Genomic DNA, 18124 nt, shown 5'->3' with positions numbered 1-18124 from the left:
TTTGTGCTGTTTGGCGCGGTGACTTGCCGGGCCGCCTACGCGGGGAAGCTGGACATGTGCGCGCTGATCCGGCTCCTCAACCAGCGCTCCGCCGGGTCGTTGTCATGCACCCCGCTCCACACCATCGACAGCTCTGCGGCGTCGATCGCAAACGGTGGGTCCTGCGCGCGCAACGTGGTGCCTTCGGTCAAGGCGCACGCTGCGTAGTCCGGCACGGTCGCGATGATCTGCGTGCCCGCCAGTAACGCCCGCAAGCCACTGAATTGCGGCACCGCCAGCACCACCCGGCGCGCCCGGCCGATGCGCGCCAGGTCGAGGTCGATATTGCCGCTCAAGTCCCCCGAAAACGACACCATGGCATGCGGCCGTTCACAGTATTCGTCCAGGCTCAGCGGTGCGGTGCCGCCATCGCCGCGCAGCACCTTGCACGGAATGTCGCGCAGTTTCTTGCGCTTGGCATTGGCCGGCAGATCCGTGGTGTAGCTGACCCCCACGGTGATCTCGCCACTGGCCAGCAGCGACGACATCAACAGGTAATTGGCGCGGCGCACCACCACCACGATCCCCGGTGCCTCGTCGCGCAGTTGGCTGAGCAACGGCGGGAACAGGCCGAATTCGGCGTCATCGGACAGGCCGATGCGGAACACCGCACAGCTGGTGGAAGGGTCGAAATCCTTGGCGCGGCTGACCGCGCTCGAGATGGTGTCCATGGCCGGTTGCAGCTCCTTGAGTATCGCCATTGCGCGTGGTGTGGGCTCCATGCCGCGCCCATTGCGCAGCAGCAACGGGTCGTCGAACAAATCGCGTAAACGGCCCAAGGCCGCGCTCACCGCTGGTTGGCCCATAAACAGTTTTTCGGCGACCCGGGTCAGGTTCTTCTCGAACATCAGCGCTTCGAAAATCACCAGCAGGTTCATGTCGACGCGGCGCAGGTCGTTGCGGTTCATGGCGGTCCCCAAACAGTTGACAGAGCACCAGCTAAGCACGCAGCGCGGCGAGCGCGATTGCACACCTGTGCTGTCTTTTCCACGCCAACAACTGGCGAAATTAACAACGATTAACTCGTCAGTCGGACGGCACGGCACCAAGAATGAGGCCGTCTACACTGCATCCATTCACCGGGAACGCTCCCATCGACTGCGGATATTTCGTCATGGCCCGACTTGAGCACGGTGCTCCAAGCTTCTGCGCGACCGGCGGCCTCTGCCCCCGGCGCGAGCGTATCGCCAAGCAACTGATCCTCGCCAACCTCGGCGAAAGCCTGGCGATTGCCGACCTGGCCCAGGCCTGCGCACTGTCGCGCAGCCACTTCTCCCGCGCCTTCAAATGCACCACCGGGCTGTCGCCGCAGGAATGGATTCGCCAACAGCGCATCCAGCGCGCCAAGGAGTTGATCACCGGTACGTCCTTGAGCCTGACGCAAATCAGCCTGGAATGTGGTTTCTGCGACCAGGCGCACTTCTGCCATATGTTCACGCGCAGCGAAGGCGTCAACCCGATGACCTGGCGCAATCACCAATTGCGTCGCAAGCAGGCGATTGCCGCCTAGTGGTCAGCGCAAGCGTGGAATATGCTGGGCGAACCCTTTTTTCAGAGCGCGCGCTGGCATGAACGACCTCAGCGAACAGGCCGTACACTTCGGCCCGTATCGGATACACCCGCGCCAACGCCTGGTGCTGGAGGCTGGCCGGCCGTTGCGCCTGGGACGGCGGGCAGTGGACATCCTGCTGATCCTGCTGGAACAGGCCGGCAATGTGGTGAGCAAGCAGGAACTGATCGCGCGGGTCTGGCCCAAAAGCGTGGTCGAAGACGGCAACCTGCGCGTGCATATGGCGGCGTTGCGCAAGGCCCTGGGCGATGGCCAGGCCGGGCAGCGCTATATCGTCACCGTGGCCCAGCGCGGTTACAGTTTTGTTGCGCCACTGAGCATCGAACCGATGACCCTTCCAACCGACGGCAGTGCGCAAAGCCAGGCCCACAACCTGCCGCTGCGCAGCACGCGGATGATCGGCCGCCAGGCGCTGATCGATGCGCTGGTGCAGCAATTGCCGCAACAACGCTTTATCACTCTGACCGGCGCGGGAGGCATCGGTAAGACCACGGTCGCGCTGCGTGTCGCCGAGTTGTTGATCGGGCATTACCGCGACGGCATTCGCCTGCTCGACCTCGCCCCCCTCAGCGCGCCGTCGATGATCCTGCCCAACCTCGCCGCCCTGCTCGACCTCACCCCCGACGAACACGCGCCGCTGTTGACCCTCGCGCGCAGTCTCCACACGCGCCAGTTGCTGTTGGTAATCGACAACTGCGAACACCTGCTCGATGACATCGCCCTGATCAGCGAGACCCTGCTGCGCCACGCCCCCAACGTTCACATCCTCGCCACCAGCCGTGAAGCACTGCGCGCCGAGGGTGAATACGTGCAGCGCCTGGAGCCGCTGGCCTGCCCGCCCGCCACCGGCAACCGTGCCCAGGCGCTGGGCTATCCGGCCCTGCAACTGTTGATCGAGCGCGCCATGTCCCATCAGGACAGCTTCGCGCTCAGCGAAGCCGAACTGCCATTGGCGATTGATATCTGCCAGCGCCTCGACGGTATCCCGCTGGCCATTGAACTGGTGGCGGCGCAGATCGAACGTTTCGGCCTGCAAGGCCTGCTGGTACAGATGGAAGACAACTTTCGCCTGCTGACCCGTGGCCGCCGCAGTGCCCTGCCCCGTCAACAGACGCTGCGCGCCACGCTGGACTGGAGTTTCGACCTGCTCGCGCCCTGCGAACAGATCTGCCTGCGCCGCCTGGCGGTGTTTCGCGGCGGTTTCAGCCTGGCCAGCGCGGCGGCGGTGATCGCCGGGGAACAGATCGCGCCGGCCGAGGTGCTGGGTTCGATCACCCAACTGGTGGCCAAGTCCTTGCTCAATGTCGAGCCCGGCGATGACGAGATGGTCTACCGCCTGCTGGACATCACCCGCACCTACGCCCTGGAAAAGCTCAGCGTGGCCGCTGAACTCGACACCACCCGCGAGCGCCACGCCGCACGCTGCCTGGCCTTGATGGAACAGGCCCGGGACGATTGGGAACTGACCGCGACGCAGCCCTGGATCGACCGCTACGCGCCCCTGCGCGAAGACATCCGCGCCGCACTGGATTGGGGCCTGGGCGACCAGGGCACGCACCTGTTGGGTATTCGCCTGACGGTCAGCGCGATGCCGTTGTGGCAGGAGCTGTCATTGCTGGGGGAACACGGGCTGTACGTGGGCAAGGCGCTCGCACGGCTGGCGCAATCGCCCGCGCCGAACCCGCACTTGCACATGGCGTTGCAACTGGCGCTGGGCAGTTTTTCGTATCACACCCAGGGCGGTACGCCGCAGACCATTGACGCCTTTGCCTACGCGCGGCGCCTGGCCGAAGCGAACAACGACTTGAGCGGCCAGTTGCGTGCGGTGTCGGGCCATATGGCGGTCAACCTGTGTTGCGGAAATTATCGCCAGGCACTTGCGCAAAGCCTGCACTTCGATCAACTCGGCCCCCAGGCCGACCCCTTGCTCGACCTCAGCGCCCAGCGCCTGCGGGTACTGGCCCAGCACTTTGCCGGTCACCAGGCATTGGCCCTGCAAAATGCCGAACAGGTGATCCAGCGCATGGCCCACAGCGGCCATCTGAACCGGTTCACCCATGGCTTCGGCGTGCAGTACGACCAGGGCGTGGCCTCGCTGACGATCCTCGCTCGCATCCTGTGGCTGCGGGGGTTCCCGGAGCGGGCCTGGCGCACCGCGAACCAGGCCCTGGAACTGGCGCTGCAGATCAACCACGGCACCTCGATCTGCTACACCCTGGCCCTGGCCGGGGTGGTCATCGCCCGCTACAACGGCGACGCGGCCGCGGCCCATTCGCTGCAGGAACTGTTGTTGCAACAAGCGCAAAAGCACTCGGTGCAGCTGTTTCATACCTGGGCCCGACACTACGCGGGCGCAGCGCCGACGCAAGCCATGCCCGGGCTCGGCCTGATCGCGGATACCCTGGTGACCTTCAATGCGGGCGCGCTGGACGCGGCGATGTTCGAACGCGCCAAAAGCGGCGCGGCCGGCTGGTGTACAGCAGAGATCCTGCGGGTGCGCGCCGAGCACAGTGACGACATCCCGGCAGAAGCGCTGTTGCTCGAGGCACTCGGCCTGGCGCACCAGCAAGGCGCCCTGGCCTGGGAGTTACGCAGTGCGACCGCGCTGGCGCGGCTGTGGCAGCGCCAAGACCGCCGGCAAGCGGCTCGCGAGTTGCTGGACTCGGTCTACGGGCGATTCAGCGAAGGGTTCGCCACCCAGGACCTAATCGGCGTGCGCCGCCTGCTCGACGAGTTGCAGGACAAACGGCCGGCCTGAAAACGCCCCCAGATAATGCCCATACCCTTGCTGCAGGCGCGCCACTTGCAGCGGGTCGCGCAGTTGCGCCAGGGCGTAGCTGCGCACGCTGTTGAGCAAGCGGTAACGCTCGGGACCGAGGCCGGGCTCCACGCTCAGCAGCGAGATGTCGACCAGTCGCCGCAGCAGGTATGGCAGGTCGGCGTGAGCCAGCTCAGTGCCGGCGATTAACTGCCCCAGGACGGGCAAGCTCACCGCCATCTTGAACAGGCCCAGTTGCAGGAACAGCCAACGCTCCGGCAGGCTCAGGCGCTCGTATGACCAGTCCAGGGCCGCCGCCAGGGATCGGTGGCGTTCCAGCGCCGTGCGCCGACCGCGCGCCAGCACTTGCAGGCCGCTGCGCAATTGCACCTGCAAGCCCTGCACGCCGAGAGCATCGACCTGGGCCGCCGCCAGTTCGAGGGCCAACGGAATACCGTCGAGCCGGCGGCAGATATCGCGCAGCGCCGGCAAGTCCTGGGGCCGCAGGGCAAACCCTTGCTGACTGGCGCGCACGCGCGCGACGAACACCTGCACCGCCGAGTAGGCCATCGCCTGCTCGACGCTGCCCCAGGCGGATGGCATCGGCAGCGCCAGGCGAGGCACGCGCTGCACCCACTCGCCGGGCACCCGCAAGGCTTCGCGGCTGCTCAACAACAGCGTCACCCCAGGCGCGCTGGCCTGCAGCGCGCGCACCAGATGACGGCAGGCGCCGAGCAACACGTCGGCGCCATCGAGCACCAGCAATAACTGGCGCGAGGCCAATTGACGGAAGAGCGCCGCGGCACTGTCAGCCGCGTCGAGCCCGAGGGTCTCGGCCAACTGGCGCAGCATTGCCGTGGGCGTATCGACACCGGCCAGATCCAGCCACCACACGCCGTCGCGATAACGCGGCAACACACGCTCGGCCAACGCCAGGGCCAGGCTGCTCTTGCCGACGCCAGCGCCTCCGGTGAGGGTCATCAGGCGTTGCCCCGACAGGCGTCGGACCAACGTCCCCACCAGTTCGTCGCGACCGATCAGCGGGCTGAGCCGGGTCGCCAGGTTGTGCCGCGGTGCCGCGTTCCCAGCGGCCTCCTGCAGCGGCGCAACCAGGCAATAGCCGCGTTGGGGTTCATTGAGAATGTAGCGACGACCGTCCAATGCACGGCGCAGGGCGGCGATATGCACCCGCAGGTTGTTCTCTTCCACCACGCTGCACGGCCAGACGCGGGCGATCAGGGTGTCTTTGCTGACAAATTGCCCGGGCGTTTCGAGCAGCACCGCCAGGATGTCCAGCGCCCGCCCGCCCAACGGCACGGGCATGCCCGCCTTGCTGACCAGGCGCTGCTGGCGATGAAAGGTGTAAGGGCCAAAGCGCATCGCATGGTCGTTGTTCATCTGCGTAAAAGCGCTGAAACACCCGAGCTTGGGCGTCCGCGCATCCTTCTTCCATGGGCCTGCCGTTATCTTGCCAGCTCGTTGTAACAGGACAATGCTGGCACGGGGAGCGATACGGACAATCGGGTGCGCGAGACGGACATCCTGTCGTTAACTGAACTGCTGTCGGTATTGGGTGGGGTTGAGGCCGAGTTTTTCACTGAACAGAAAGCGCATATGCCGCACGCTGCCGAAGCCTGCGTGAAAGGCCACGGTCTTGAGCGGCAGGTCGGTGGTTTCCAGCAGGTGCCGGGCGCGGTCGATGCGCGCGCCCTGCAGGAAGGCCATCGGCGTCATCTGCACCTCTTTGGCGAACAACCGCGCAAAGTGCCGCGCACTCATGCCGGCGAGTGCCGCCATGGATTCGATGGTGAACGGCTGGTCCAGATGCGCCAGCACATGGCTCTGCACCCGCGTGATCGCAGTTTCCTGGGGCGCCACGGCGGCGGTCATCGGGCTGAACTGGGCCTGCCCGCCCTGGCGCTTCATCACCACCAGCAGCACTTTGGCCACGTCCACCGCGACCTGCTTGCCGTGGTCCTGGGCGACAACCGACAGCGCCAGGTCGATGCCCGCCGTCACCCCGCCGGACGTGATCAGGCGGCCGTCCTGCAGGTAGATGCGGTCGGTTTCGACAACGGCCTGGGGGAAGGCCTTGATCAGCCGCTCGGTGTAATGCCAGTGGGTGGTCACGCGGTGGCCGTCGAGCAACCCGGCATACCCCAGCACAAAGGCACCGGTGCAGATCGAGCCGAAGCGCCGCGCGCGTGGAGCAGCGGCCTGGAGCCAGGGCAACAGGTCGGGGTGGCATTCGTTATAGGCACCGGGACCACCGGGCACCAGCAGCAGGTCATAGGCATCGTGCGCCTGGGCCAGCAGCAGGTCGGGCTGCACGACCACGCCATTGGACGCACGCAGCGGGCCGGGCTCGGTGCCGACGATCAGGATCCGATAGTGCTGCGCCGCTGGCAGGTAGCGGTTGGCAATCGAAAACACTTCAAGCGGCCCAGCCATGTCGAGCAGGAGGAAGTCCGGAAACAGCGCCATGGCCACGGTGTTCATAGAGGGAGACGTCCATCAGGAAGGAAGGCAGCGGGTATTATGCCACGCCCGCAACTGTCAACCTCAATGCGACAGTTATTCAGATATCAGCTTCTTAATGAATATTCCAGTAACCAGTAACCTTCTTCTCAACGCAAGCGCCCTGCATTTCGCAGCCCGCTCTGACTTGAGGACACCACCATGCTGACCCTTCGCAAAGCCTCCGACCGCGGCGCCGCCAATCACGGTTGGTTGAAGTCGTTCCACACCTTCTCGTTCGCCAACTACTGGAACCCCGCCGAACAGGGTTTTTCCGACCTGCTGGTGATCAACGATGACCGCGTCGCCGCAGGCCGTGGCTTCGGGCAGCACCCGCACCGCGACATGGAGATTTTCTCCTATGTGCTCGAAGGCGCCCTGGAACACAAGGACACCCTGGGCACCGGCTCGGTGATCCGCCCCGGCGATGTGCAACTGATGAGCGCCGGCAGCGGCGTGGCCCACAGCGAGTTCAACCATAGCCAGAGCCGTGGCGTGCATTTCCTGCAGATCTGGATCGTACCGAATGTCTCCGGCGCCGAACCACGCTATCAGCAGGAGCACTTCAGTGCAGCGCAGAAACGTGGACGCTTGCAGTTGATCATCTCGCCGGATGGCGCCGAAGGCTCCCTTCACGTGCGCCAGGATGCACGGGTCTATGCCGGGCTGTTCAACGCTGACGAAAGCGCAAGCCTGGACCTGGCGCCGGACCGCCACGTGTACATCCACGTGGCCCGCGGCAGCGTCGAGATCAACGGCCAACGCCTACAGGAAGGTGACGGGGCCCGCGTGCGCGATGAGCGCCAGATCCGCCTGAGCCACGGTGACGATGCCGAGGTGCTGGTATTTGACCTGCGCCCTCTGGAACTGCCGCAGATGCCATGACGGCTGCACGATAGCCCGCCGACGCGGGCTATCGCTGGCGTCGATAGTCACCATCAGCCCAATGAAGTTCTCTTAAAAATGCCAACGCGTAACATCAAACCCACACCAGGCAACACCCTAATCAAACACTCGGAGCACACTCTCATGAAACGCCAACTCTTGCTTAGCCTCGCTTTCTCGGTACTTGCTGCAAACGCTTTTGCCCACCCAGTCGTCGCTGAAGGCGGCGCTGATCGCCTCAACGAAAACCGCGTCGCCGAAGGCGGTGCCGAGCGTCTGCAAGGCAACCGTGTCGCCGAAGGCGGTGCTGAACGCCTGCTGGAACGTCGCGTCGCTGAAGGCGGTGCGGATCGCTTGCAAGAACGTGGTCTGGCTGAAGGCGGTGCAGATCGTCTACAGGAACGTGGCCTGGCTGAAGGCGGTGCTGATCGTCTGCAGGAACGTGGCCTGGCTGAAGGCGGTGCGGATCGTCTGCAGGAACGTGGCCTGGCTGAAGGCGGTGCAGATCGTCTGCAGGAACGTGGCCTGGCTGAAGGCGGTGCAGATCGCCTGCAGGGCAACAACGCTTGACCCCGCGCTGTGTGCGCGGCACCCCAAACCGGCCTGATCAGCCGGTTTTTTTTCGCCTGCTTATCGGGTACTGGCCTGAAATCGCTTGCGATACGCTGCCGGCAGCATCCCCACCCGCTGCTGGAACAGGCGCCGGAACGAGTTGCTGTCTTCGTAGCCCACCGCATAGGTGATGCTTTCGAGGGTCATGCGCGTCGACTCCAGCATCTGCTTGGCGCGCTCCAGGCGCAGGGTCTGCACATAAGCGATCGGTGTATAGCCGGTGGCATCCTTGAAACGTCGCTTGAAATTGCGCACCCCAAAACCAAAGTGCCGGGCCACCTCGTCAATCACCAGCGCCTCGGCGCAGTGCTGCTCCAGCCAATGCTGCACGCGCAGTATCTGCGCGTCGCCGTGACTCTTGGGCAACGACCACATCGCGTACACCGACTGCACCGTCCGCACCGTGTCGATCAGCAGGTATTTGCCACAGGTGTGAGCCAGTTCCGGCGAGCCGAAGCGGCGGATCAGGTGAAGCATCAAGTCCATCGCCGCACTGGCGCCACCACAGGTGATCACGCGGTTTTCTTCGCAGAGCATCTGCGCGTCATCGAGGCTTACGTCTGCGTAGCGTCGCCGGAAAAGCTCGGCAAACGCCCAGTGGGTGGTGGCGCGCAAGCCTTGCAGTACACCGGTTTCCGCCAACAGAAAGGCGGCGGTACACATCGACGCCAGCACGGCGCCGCGCCCATGCTGTTCGCGCAGCCAGGGGCCGAAGGCGGCAAACGTCGGCAAAGCCTCTTTCAAGGTGAAGAGAAAGCCGGGGATCAACACCAGATCGGTCTGTGCGATCTGCGCGGTCGAACAGGCCACTTGCAGACGCTGCCCGCCCCAGGCATTCACGGCCTGGCCGTCGAGGGACGCGACCACGATCTCGAAGGGCGGATGGTCGGCAAACAGGTTGGCGGCGCTGAGCATTTCCAGGGCCAGGGTGGCGCTGGCGGCGGAGCAGTGATCGGCCAGGAGCAAGGTAATGTGCATTCACGGACCTTTTTGCGCTTTTCGCATTAAATAAGTCATTTGCGCACCTACCTTAGCCGATTTGGCGCCCTTACAGTGCTGCCACTGTTCAACTCTGTGGCGTCTTTATGAATCTCTGGTTTCGATTGCTCTACATGCTCTGCCGTCGCCCCTGGCGCAAGCCTGCCCATGGCCTGGCCACCACCGTGGTACGCATGCGGGTGTGGCCGCTGGACCTGGATCTCAACCGGCATGTCACCAATGGCCGCTACTTCACCCTGGCGGACGTTGCCCGGATGGATTTTGTCTTGCGCACCGGCGCTTTTCGGGTGGCCCTGCGCAACAAGGCGCTGCCGATCGTGGGCGATACCTGGGGCAAGTTCCGCCGCGAACTCAAGGTGTTCGAAGTGTTCGAGGTACACACCCGCATACTCGGCTGGGACCACAAGTGGAGCCTGATGGAGCACCGTTTCGTCAGCAAGGGTCGGGTGGTCGGCGTGGTGGTGATGCGCGGGCTGTTCCGCTCACCCAAGGGCACCCTGCCCCCGGCGGATTTCCTGCGGGAGCTGGGGCTGGCCGAAACATCGCCGCCCCTGCCGCAGTGGCTGAGCGACTGGGCGCAGAGTTGCGAGGCGATGAGCGTGCAATTGCGAGGTGAGGAACAGGATTGAGGATCATCCGCTCATCATCGTCTTGAGGCATGCGCTCCTTGGCCAACATGTCCTTGGCGATTTTACGCGTCGTCGCGGCGCCTTCCAACTGCGCGCTGGATATAGGAGTCCACCAGATACCGAGTGTTATCGCGGTATTGGGGAGAAGACGCCACTGCCCCGCCCAAGCTGGACGTCAACGACTCGACGCCGTGAACAACCGCCTCACAAAAGTCAGTGATGCACAAAAAAAACGCACTGCCGCACTCGCTGCGAAGCTCCAGGGTCTTACTCGCGCAAGCCCGGGACATCTTGATAGCTGCCCACGCGGCCTCTTTCTTGAGACCCGGCGCTGGATATCGACGAAACTCGTCCCAATGCAGATACCGGCCCTTGTCATCGACAGCTTTATAGATTGAGCCGCCAGGCGCTGCTCAGACTGATCAAGTCATACCTACCAGTTCTCCCCCAACCCCAGCAAGCCGAGTATCTGCCGGCGCAGGTCCACCAGATAAGGATCGTCGCGGTGCCGGGGGTATGGCCGCTCGATGGTCAATTGCGCCTGCAGGGTCGCCGGGCGGTCGCTGAACACGATCACGCGGTTGGCCAGGAGCAAGGCTTCTTCCACATCGTGGGTCACCAGCAACGCCGTGTAGCCCTGGCGTTGCCACAGGTCGATCAGCTCCTTTTGCATGGTGATGCGGGTCAGGGAATCGAGTTTGCCCAAGGGCTCGTCGAGGATCAGCAGGCGCGGCTGGTTCACCAGCGCACGCGCCAGCGCAACCCGCTGCGCCATGCCGCCGGACAGTTGCCGAGGGAAGGCGCGGGCGAATTGGCTGAGGCCGACTTTTTCCAAGGCTTCATCGACTTTGGCGGCATGGGTCTTGAGCAGGCCCTGGGCTTCGAGGCCGAGGGCGACGTTGTCCCACACGCGGCGCCACGGATACAAGGTCGGGTCCTGGAACACCACCACGCGGCTCGGGTCCGGGCCGCTGATCGGCTCACCATCGGCGAGCAAGCGCCCGGAATCCGCCGGTTCCAGCCCAGCGACCAGACGCAGCAAGGTGGACTTGCCGCACCCCGAAGGCCCGAGCAAGGCAACGAACTCCCCCGCGGCCACGTCCAGCGAAACCCGCTGCAGCACCGGCAGATGCTCACCGTCCAAGGCAAACCCGTGGCTCAGGTTTTCGATGCGCAGCGCCAATCCCGCCGCGGCTTCTACTGCGGTTGCCAGGGCTACCATTTCATCGCTCCTTTCTGCCAGGCCAGCAAGTGGTCGCGCAGCCGGAACAAGCCGCTGATCAACCCCGAGCAGGCCAGCGCCATGATTAACAACGCTGCATACATATTCGCGTAGGCCGCCCACCCCTGGGCCCATTGCAGGTACCAGCCGATGCCGGATTTCACGCCCATCATTTCCGCCACCACCAGGGTCGAAAACGAGGCGCCGAGGCCCATGAACAGGCCGACGAACACATGGGGCAAGGCGGCGGGAATCGCCACCTTGAAGATCAGGAAAGGCTGTTTTGCACCAAGGGTGCGCGCCACGTCGTAATAGGCTTTATCGACACTGGCCACGCCGGACCAGGTCAGCACCGTGACCGGAAACCAAGTGGCCAGGGCGATCAGGAAGACGCTGGCGCTCCAACTGCTGGGGAACAGGAAAAAGCACAACGGCAACAGCGCCGTCGACGGCACCGGGCCGAGGATGCGCAGCACCGGATGCAGCCAATAGCCGATACGCGTCGACCAACCGATGGCCACGCCGGCGATAAACCCGGTCGCCGCGCCCAACGCCACGCCCGCACCGAGCAGCAACGCCGAATGCAGCAGGCTGTCGGCCAGGCGCGCGTAGTCTTCGACATACACCGCGAGCAGGGCCTGGGGCGGCGCGAAGAACGGTACCGGCAGCAGCGCGAGTTTCGCCGTGAGCAGCTCCCAAATGCCCAACAGCAGCGGTAAAGCGATCAGCCATGACGCGGCTCCGCGCAGGCGCAGGCCGAGCCTGGCGAACCGGCGCCCGGCCACACTCGACACTCCGAACACCGCCGCCACGCCCACGCAGAGATGGGCCAAACCTTGGGTCATCGGCCAGTCGCGCGTCGCATTGGGCCAGTAGCTGATCAGCAGCGCCACGGCCAACCAGGCGCCGATCACCGCCAGGCCCGGCCACCCGACCTTGAACGCCACGGGTGGGTTGAGGGTGGTCGCGTCAACTGAAGACATCGGCGGTGATCTCCTTGGCGAACGCCAGCGGGTCGGTGCCCTGGCTGATCACTTCCACGGTTTTCAGGTCGGTGACGTAGGTGGTGATTTCCGCGGTCAGCGCGGTGCCGACCGCATGGTGGCCGTGGGTGTGGTCGTGGAGGATCGCCTGGACTTCTTCGGTGGAGGTGTTCAACGCATAGGCCTGGAAACCCTTGGCGACGACCTCGGGGTGTTGCACGGAATAGTCATGAGCTTCGAGGATCGCCTGGGTCAGCGCCGCGACCACCCGCTTGTCTTCGCGCACCAGCTTGCCGGTGACACCGACCACGCAGCAGCTGAGGTTGGCGTAGGCCTCCACCAGGTTGGTGGACAGTTCCCGCGCCACGCCGGATTTGATCAGGCGATACATGAACGGGTCGCTGCCGCTGACCGCCTGCACCTCGCCGCGCTCCAGGGCGGTGCCGAGCAGGTCGGCCGGGTACAGGCGCCATTCGACGTCGCGCACCGGGTCGATGCCGTGCTTCTTGAGCAGGATCGAGAAGAAATTGCGGTCCGGACTGGCCATGTCCGTCACGCCGATCGTCTTGCCCTTGAGGGCTTCGAGTGTGCTTACGCCGCCGTTCGCCGCACTGAGCAAACGCAGGCAGCCGCCATGAGTGCCGGCGGTCAGCTTGACGTCGAAGCCCTGCTCCAGGGCCTTGAGCCAACGCAGCGCCATGCCCACACCGGCATCGGCCTTGCCGGTGGCGATGGCTTCCAGCAGCACCTCGGTGGAATTGCCGAAATTGACCAGTTCCACATCCAGGTTGTGCTGTTTGAAGAAACCTTGACCGTGGGCGATCACCACCGGGGCCAGGCACACGGCATTCAGGTTGACCGCCAGTTTCAGCGCGCGAGGCGCATCCAGGCGGATGAACTCACCGGTGCCGGCGGGCTCCTGGGGCGTGTGGTGCGCGGCGTGCTCGTCGGCGGCGAAGCCCAGGCGGGGCAGCGACAGCAGCAAGGGGCTGGCCAGGGTAATACCGGCCATGCCCAGGAGGCGGCGGCGGGTTAAAGGATCGAAAGCGGCCATGCAAAAACTCCCATGATTGTGTTCGCTAAATAGATTGCGCGCCTTGCGTCATGCAGGGCACCTGTGACAAAACTACAATTTGATTATATTAATCAGCGACAATTATGAAAGAACCATATAATTCTATGGTTATGCCCGATGCCTCGAAACGCACAAAAAGCGCCCTAAGCTCAGATCGGAACAGTATTTATCGGGGTGTACGCGCAGTGGGTACAGACCGGGAAATGGGAGAAACCGCACCTGTAACCGGGGACGATCGATCAGTTGGCTGAGCAGCAGAAGATCGCGGATGCGTTCTTCAAGGCGGTGGATGCACAGGACGTGCAGACCCGGACGTGATGCAGGGGGAATGCGCTTGATTCCCCCCTTTTTCGATTCAAGCCGGGCTGCGCGCCTCCCACCCGCGCGCCGCCAACGCCCCCAACACCCCGCCGGCAATCGGCGCCAGCCAGAACGCCCAGAGTTGCGCGAGGTACTCGACCCCGGCGAACAACGCCGGCCCGGTGCTGCGCGCCGGGTTGACCGAGGTGTTGGTCACGGGGATCAGGATCAGGTGAATCAAAGTCAGCGCCAGGCCGATGGCAATCGGCGCAAAGCCGGCAACCGCGCCCGGTGCGGTCACGCGCATGATGATCAGGACAAAGAAGAACGTAGCGATCAGTTCGGCCAGCAACGCCGCCTTCATGTCGAACTGGCCCGGGCTCAGCGGGCCATAGCCGTTGGCGGCAAAACCACCCGGCTCAAAACCCGACTGCCCGTTGGCAATCACGTACAGGGCGGCAGAGGCGACAATCGCTCCTGCGACCTGGGCGGCGATGTAAGGCAGCACATCGGCACCGGGAACGCGGCGCCCGGCCCATAGGCCGATGGTCACCGCCGGGTTGAAATGCCCGCCTGAGACACCGCCCACCGCGTAGGCCATGGTCAGCACGGTGAGCCCGAACGCCAGGGACACCCCCAGAAACCCGATCCCCAGCGCCGGGAATGCCGCCGCCAGGATGGCACTGCCACACCCGCCGAACGTCAACCAGAAGGTACCTGCAAACTCTGCGGTCAAACGCTTTTGCACAATCGACTCCATTGCTTTTCAAACACCACGGCCCTGATCGAAGGGCGTGGTGATCGCCGTCACCACAGGATGTGGGAGGTCCTGGGAGACGGTAGCAACAGGCATCAAAGTGCCCTGTAAGACTTGTCTGATTTCAGTCGCGCGCGACACCCTGGCCGAACCGCCGGATCGCCAGGCAATAACCGATCAACGCCAACGCCGCCAGCAACCCGCCCGCTGCGCCGATCCAGGCGAAGCCGAAGTGGCTGCCGACCCAACTGCCCAGCAACGCGCCGCCGCCGATGCCGATGTTGTAGATGCCGGAGAACATCGCCATGGCCACGTCGGTGGCGTCCGGGGCGAGCACCAGGACCTTGGACTGCATGGCCAGGCCGAATCCCATGATCGCCATGCCCCAGAACACGCTCAGGCCGACGAGGTAGGATTCGGCCCCACTCAACGGCAGCATCAGTGCCAGGCACGCACCCAGCAGGAACACCGCGCCGACCACGAACAGATGCGGGTTGAAGCGGTGTACCAGGCTGAACAACAGCGAGCCGATGATGCCCGCGCCGCCGAACACCAGCAGGAACAGGGTCACGACGTTACCGCTCAGGCCAGCGACACGTTCGACAAACGGTTCGATATAGCTGTAGGCGGTGAATTGCGCGGTGACCACCATGGCGGTGAGCACGTACAGCGCCACCAGCGCCGGGCGCTTGAACAGCAGCGGCAGGCTGCGCAGGGAGCCTGAGTTCTGGCTCGGCAACAGCGGCAAGGTGCGCGCCAGCCAGAACACCAGGCCGGCGGCGAAGGCCGCAATCACCAGGAACGTGGTGCGCCAGCCCATCGCTTCGCCCAGCAGGCGGCCCAGGGGAATGCCCAACACCATCGCCAGCGACGTGCCGGTGGCCAACAGGCCGAGGGCTTGCACCTGTTTGCCGGCCGGCGCCAGGCGTACCGCGAGGGACGCGGTAATCGACCAGAACAGCGCATGGGACAAGGCGATGCCGATCCGACTGACCATCAGCAGGCCGAAGCTGGTGGCGACGCTGGAGAGGATATGACTGACGATGAACAGGCCGAACAACACGATCAGCAGCTTGCGCCGTTCGATGTTGCGCGTCAGCAGCATCACCGGCAGCGAGGTCAGCGACACGATCCAGGCATAGATGGTGAGCATCAGGCCGACGCTGGCAATGGGCATGTCGAAGCTGGCGCCGATGGCGCTGAGCAGGCCGACGGGCACAAATTCGGTGGTATTGAACACAAAGGCGGCCAGCGCGAGGGCGATGACCGGTTGCCAGTTGGCACGGGGCGTTGCGGTTGAAAGGCTCATTGAAGGGCGCGGCACTCTGACGATGATCAAACGGCCACCCAGGACAAGCGCCGCCGCCGAGCATTCTATAGGTTTCTCGGGCGGCTGTTGACGCTCATCCGGGGCAAATCGCCTGCGGATCGATCAGGGCGAGGTCAGGGTGATCAAGTAGCTACCCGTCTGAATGGGCTTATCGAAGGCGTCCACCAGGACATACTGCTGGTCGTAATAACGTCCGTTGGGGGTGTCGGCCATCAACCGCACATAGGCGTTGGGCGCGCCCACCGCCTTGACGCTGCGGACCGGCTGCACCGCGAGCTGGTTGCCGCGACTGGCCTGCGGGCAGCCTTTCAAGTCCATTATCGAGCCGCTCGCCGCCGCCGTGGTGCAGCCCGGCTCGACGATACTGCCGTAGAATCGGACGACGCCACCCTGCGGCGCCGCCATGCACGTCCCCGTCCATACAGCGAGGAAGCCTGTAACCAGTGACAAACGTATAACGTTCATGTCGACGCTCCTTCTTGGGTTGACAAGAAGTGAGTCGTCCGTTTTGACGCAGGCTTTAGGCCTTTCGTCGCTTTAAGAAATGTCTGATAGACCGATCACGGGTCCACCTGCCCCATCAATTGCGGAATGCTTTCCGGGCGCTGCGCATAACGTTGCGCCAACGCCGCACACACCATCAGCTGGATCTGGTGAAACAGCATCAACGGCAGGATCAACACACCCATGGTCGCCCCGGCGAACAGCACCTGGGCCATCGGCACCCCGGTCGCCAGGCTTTTCTTCGAACCGCAGAACAGGATGGTGATGCGGTCCTCCTGATTAAAGCCGAAAGCCTTGCCCAGCAGCGTGGACGCCAGCAATACCAGGGCGAGCAACACGCAGCAGGCCACCACCAGGCCGCCCAGCTCCCACAGCGGAATCTGCTGCCAGATGCCTTGGATGACCGCTTCGCTGAACGCGCCGTAGACCACCAACAGGATCGAGCCTTGGTCGACGAACTTCAGCCAGGCCTTGTTGCGGCCGACCCACTCGCCGATCCAGCGGCGGGCGATCTGCCCGGCGATGAACGGCAACAGCAGTTGCACGCTGATTTTCAGGATGGCGTCGACGGTCGAACCGCTCTCGCCGTGGACATTCAGCAACAGCGTCACCAGCAACGGCGTGAGGAAGATCCCGAACAGGCTCGACGCCGCCGCGCTGCAGATCGCCGCCGGGATATTGCCGCGCGCCAGGGACGTAAAGGCAATCGCCGACTGCACCGTGGCCGGCAACGCGCACAGATAGAGCATGCCCATGTACAAGTCTTTGCCGATCAGCGGCGACAACAGCGGTTTGAGCGCCAGGCCCAGCAATGGGAACAGCACAAAAGTCAGGCTGAACACCAGCAGGTGCAGGCGCCAGTGCCCGGCCCCGGCGACGATGGCCTGGCGCGACAGCTTGGCGCCGTGCAGGAAAAACAACAGCGCGATGGCCAGGTTGGTCACCCAGCCGAAAGCCACGGCGGTCTGGCCGCTGGCGGGCAGCAAGGACGCAAGGAGCACGGTGGCAATCAGGGTCAGGGTGAAATTGTCGGGCAGAAAACGCGGGCGAGTCATAAGCAGGATCTTCCGGGGTTGCCAAGAACGTCATCGCGACTCTAACGTAACGCTTTATTACCGACTAACGCCAATGAGCCAGTAAATGCCGCCTAAAGGACATGACAAGACCGTCCGCCGCAGCGTGCCCGGGCTTTCCAGCCTGCCACGCCCGGTGTACGGACGCACCGAATCCTTGCCCAACCGCGCCTTGACCCGTCGGCACAGCCATCCGTGGGTGCAGTTGTCCTACGCGATTTCCGGGGTGCTGGAGATCCAGACCAGCGTCGGCCGCTTCGTCGCGCCGCCGCAGCGCGCGGTGTGGATTCCGGCGGGCATGCCGCACCGGGTCTACAGCTCGCCGCACACGGAGATGCGCAGCCTGTACCTGGATTGCAGCGTCACCGCCTGGGCGGACGAACGTTGCCAGGTGTTGGAGGTGAGCAGTTTGTTGCGCGAGTTGATCCGCCGCTTCAGCGAACTGCCGGTGGAATATGCCGAAGAGGGCCCGGACGGCAGGCTGGCCCAGGTGGTGCTGGACCAACTGGCGGCGGCGCCCCAGGTGGATTTGATGCTGCCGTTGCCCCTCGACCCGCGCTTGCGGCAGATCTATCGCAGTTTGGAGCTGCACCCGGAGCAACCCACCACGCTGGGGGATTGGAGCCGCAAGCTGGGGGTCAGCGAGAAGACCCTCAGCCGCCTGTTTTTGCGTGACACCGGGCTGACCTTCCGCGCCTGGCGCCAGCGCTTGCGCCTGCTCGGCGCCCTGCCCGCCCTGGAGCAAGGCGAGCGGGTGACGGATGTGGCGTTGGCGTGCGGGTATGAATCCACGTCGGCGTTTATCAACGCGTTTCGCCAGCAATTCGACGCCACTCCCGGCGAGTTCTTCCGCTAATGCAAAGGAAGGAGC

Annotated in this window: 17 protein-coding genes; 6 read left to right on the top strand and 11 right to left on the bottom strand. The window is 64.2% G+C overall.

Going from position 1 to position 18124, the window contains the following annotated elements:
• Positions 1 to 35 precede the first annotated feature (35 nt).
• Positions 36 to 947: a LysR substrate-binding domain-containing protein gene (locus JN756_RS12930; RefSeq protein WP_046383863.1), complete on the bottom strand. Its 912-nt coding sequence runs from the start codon at positions 945 to 947 to the stop codon at positions 36 to 38.
• A 206-nt stretch (positions 948 to 1153) separates the two neighbouring features.
• Between JN756_RS12930 and JN756_RS12925 the strand changes: the two genes are divergently transcribed.
• Positions 1154 to 1549, top strand: coding sequence for a helix-turn-helix domain-containing protein (locus JN756_RS12925; protein ID WP_046383864.1), 396 nt, complete (start codon positions 1154 to 1156; stop codon positions 1547 to 1549).
• A 58-nt stretch (positions 1550 to 1607) separates the two neighbouring features.
• Positions 1608 to 4367 (top strand): ATP-binding protein, encoded by a 2760-nt coding sequence (locus tag JN756_RS12920; RefSeq protein ID WP_057004841.1) that lies wholly within the window; start codon positions 1608 to 1610, stop codon positions 4365 to 4367.
• Here JN756_RS12920 and JN756_RS12915 read toward each other — a convergent pair.
• Positions 4314 to 5765 carry an ATP-binding protein gene (locus tag JN756_RS12915; RefSeq protein WP_057004842.1) on the bottom strand — a complete coding sequence of 484 codons (1452 nt, stop codon included), beginning with the start codon at positions 5763 to 5765 and terminating at the stop codon, positions 4314 to 4316. The two genes, JN756_RS12920 and JN756_RS12915, sit on opposite strands and share 54 nt — an antisense overlap.
• Before the next feature lie 150 nt (positions 5766 to 5915).
• Positions 5916 to 6866 (bottom strand): GlxA family transcriptional regulator, encoded by a 951-nt coding sequence (locus JN756_RS12910; RefSeq protein WP_102618580.1) that lies wholly within the window; start codon positions 6864 to 6866, stop codon positions 5916 to 5918.
• 180 nt (positions 6867 to 7046) lie between these two features.
• On the opposite strand from JN756_RS12910, the gene JN756_RS12905 reads away from it, so the two are divergent.
• Together JN756_RS12905 and JN756_RS12900 are read left to right on the top strand one after the other, a co-directional pair.
• Entirely contained in the window at positions 7047 to 7769 is a 723-nt protein-coding gene (locus tag JN756_RS12905) for a pirin family protein (protein WP_046383868.1), read from the top strand.
• A 144-nt stretch (positions 7770 to 7913) separates the two neighbouring features.
• Complete coding sequence (locus JN756_RS12900) at positions 7914 to 8339, top strand: hypothetical protein (RefSeq protein WP_079443559.1); 426 nt, start codon at positions 7914 to 7916, stop codon at positions 8337 to 8339.
• Between the two features lie 60 nt (positions 8340 to 8399).
• On the opposite strand, the gene JN756_RS12895 is transcribed toward JN756_RS12900, so the two are convergent.
• On the bottom strand, positions 8400 to 9359 hold the full coding sequence (locus JN756_RS12895) for a GlxA family transcriptional regulator (RefSeq protein WP_057004844.1): 960 nt from the start codon (positions 9357 to 9359) through the stop codon (positions 8400 to 8402).
• Between the two features lie 107 nt (positions 9360 to 9466).
• Between JN756_RS12895 and JN756_RS12890 the strand changes: the two genes are divergently transcribed.
• Positions 9467 to 10009, top strand: a complete 543-nt coding sequence (locus tag JN756_RS12890; RefSeq protein WP_201022148.1) for an acyl-CoA thioesterase — start codon at positions 9467 to 9469, stop codon at positions 10007 to 10009.
• A gap of 433 nt (positions 10010 to 10442) precedes the next feature.
• Here the strand turns inward: JN756_RS12890 and JN756_RS12885 are convergent, their stop codons facing one another.
• The 7 genes from JN756_RS12885 to JN756_RS12855 form a co-directional block, all read right to left on the bottom strand.
• Positions 10443 to 11231 (bottom strand): ABC transporter ATP-binding protein, encoded by a 789-nt coding sequence (locus tag JN756_RS12885; RefSeq protein ID WP_126589512.1) that lies wholly within the window; start codon positions 11229 to 11231, stop codon positions 10443 to 10445.
• Positions 11225 to 12214: an ABC transporter permease gene (locus JN756_RS12880; protein WP_046383874.1), complete on the bottom strand. Its 990-nt coding sequence runs from the start codon at positions 12212 to 12214 to the stop codon at positions 11225 to 11227. The genes JN756_RS12885 and JN756_RS12880 overlap by 7 nt, the downstream gene beginning before the upstream one ends.
• A complete protein-coding gene (locus JN756_RS12875; protein WP_126589514.1) occupies positions 12201 to 13268 on the bottom strand; it encodes an ABC transporter substrate-binding protein in 1068 nt (355 codons plus the stop codon). The genes JN756_RS12880 and JN756_RS12875 overlap by 14 nt, the downstream gene beginning before the upstream one ends.
• A gap of 376 nt (positions 13269 to 13644) precedes the next feature.
• Positions 13645 to 14349 carry an aquaporin Z gene (gene aqpZ / locus JN756_RS12870; protein WP_201022147.1) on the bottom strand — a complete coding sequence of 235 codons (705 nt, stop codon included), beginning with the start codon at positions 14347 to 14349 and terminating at the stop codon, positions 13645 to 13647.
• Positions 14350 to 14470: 121 nt separating this feature from the next.
• On the bottom strand, positions 14471 to 15655 hold the full coding sequence (locus JN756_RS12865) for a sugar transporter (protein WP_177034499.1): 1185 nt from the start codon (positions 15653 to 15655) through the stop codon (positions 14471 to 14473).
• 123 nt (positions 15656 to 15778) lie between these two features.
• Positions 15779 to 16141: a hypothetical protein gene (locus JN756_RS12860; protein WP_046383878.1), complete on the bottom strand. Its 363-nt coding sequence runs from the start codon at positions 16139 to 16141 to the stop codon at positions 15779 to 15781.
• Positions 16142 to 16236: 95 nt separating this feature from the next.
• Positions 16237 to 17235: a bile acid:sodium symporter family protein gene (locus JN756_RS12855; RefSeq protein ID WP_046383879.1), complete on the bottom strand. Its 999-nt coding sequence runs from the start codon at positions 17233 to 17235 to the stop codon at positions 16237 to 16239.
• An 85-nt stretch (positions 17236 to 17320) separates the two neighbouring features.
• Between JN756_RS12855 and JN756_RS12850 the strand changes: the two genes are divergently transcribed.
• On the top strand, positions 17321 to 18109 hold the full coding sequence (locus tag JN756_RS12850; protein WP_079443550.1) for an AraC family transcriptional regulator: 789 nt from the start codon (positions 17321 to 17323) through the stop codon (positions 18107 to 18109).
• Positions 18110 to 18124: the final 15 nt, after the last annotated feature.

Origin of the sequence: Pseudomonas sp. Y39-6, assembly GCF_023651955.1 — a bacterium.
Taxonomy (GTDB): domain Bacteria; phylum Pseudomonadota; class Gammaproteobacteria; order Pseudomonadales; family Pseudomonadaceae; genus Aquipseudomonas; species Aquipseudomonas veronii.
The sequence above is the reverse complement of the archived record's forward strand: the minus strand, read 5'-3'. Positions and strand labels throughout refer to the sequence as shown.

What these genes read in the sequence shown, in the direction of transcription:
- JN756_RS12865 (WP_177034499.1), bottom strand. Translation starts at nt 15,655, where the DNA reads ATGAGCCTTTCAACCGCAACGCCCCGTGCCAACTGGCAACCGGTCATC.
- JN756_RS12850 (WP_079443550.1), top strand. Translation starts at nt 17,321, where the DNA reads ATGCCGCCTAAAGGACATGACAAGACCGTCCGCCGCAGCGTGCCCGGG.
- JN756_RS12915 (WP_057004842.1), bottom strand. Translation starts at nt 5,765, where the DNA reads ATGAACAACGACCATGCGATGCGCTTTGGCCCTTACACCTTTCATCGC.
- JN756_RS12905 (WP_046383868.1), top strand. Translation starts at nt 7,047, where the DNA reads ATGCTGACCCTTCGCAAAGCCTCCGACCGCGGCGCCGCCAATCACGGT.
- JN756_RS12930 (WP_046383863.1), bottom strand. Translation starts at nt 947, where the DNA reads ATGAACCGCAACGACCTGCGCCGCGTCGACATGAACCTGCTGGTGATT.
- JN756_RS12900 (WP_079443559.1), top strand. Translation starts at nt 7,914, where the DNA reads ATGAAACGCCAACTCTTGCTTAGCCTCGCTTTCTCGGTACTTGCTGCA.
- JN756_RS12880 (WP_046383874.1), bottom strand. Translation starts at nt 12,214, where the DNA reads ATGTCTTCAGTTGACGCGACCACCCTCAACCCACCCGTGGCGTTCAAG.
- JN756_RS12890 (WP_201022148.1), top strand. Translation starts at nt 9,467, where the DNA reads ATGAATCTCTGGTTTCGATTGCTCTACATGCTCTGCCGTCGCCCCTGG.
- JN756_RS12875 (WP_126589514.1), bottom strand. Translation starts at nt 13,268, where the DNA reads ATGGCCGCTTTCGATCCTTTAACCCGCCGCCGCCTCCTGGGCATGGCC.
- aqpZ (WP_201022147.1), bottom strand. Translation starts at nt 14,349, where the DNA reads ATGGAGTCGATTGTGCAAAAGCGTTTGACCGCAGAGTTTGCAGGTACC.
- JN756_RS12885 (WP_126589512.1), bottom strand. Translation starts at nt 11,231, where the DNA reads ATGGTAGCCCTGGCAACCGCAGTAGAAGCCGCGGCGGGATTGGCGCTG.
- JN756_RS12855 (WP_046383879.1), bottom strand. Translation starts at nt 17,235, where the DNA reads ATGACTCGCCCGCGTTTTCTGCCCGACAATTTCACCCTGACCCTGATT.
- JN756_RS12920 (WP_057004841.1), top strand. Translation starts at nt 1,608, where the DNA reads ATGAACGACCTCAGCGAACAGGCCGTACACTTCGGCCCGTATCGGATA.
- JN756_RS12895 (WP_057004844.1), bottom strand. Translation starts at nt 9,359, where the DNA reads ATGCACATTACCTTGCTCCTGGCCGATCACTGCTCCGCCGCCAGCGCC.
- JN756_RS12925 (WP_046383864.1), top strand. Translation starts at nt 1,154, where the DNA reads ATGGCCCGACTTGAGCACGGTGCTCCAAGCTTCTGCGCGACCGGCGGC.
- JN756_RS12860 (WP_046383878.1), bottom strand. Translation starts at nt 16,141, where the DNA reads ATGAACGTTATACGTTTGTCACTGGTTACAGGCTTCCTCGCTGTATGG.
- JN756_RS12910 (WP_102618580.1), bottom strand. Translation starts at nt 6,866, where the DNA reads ATGAACACCGTGGCCATGGCGCTGTTTCCGGACTTCCTCCTGCTCGAC.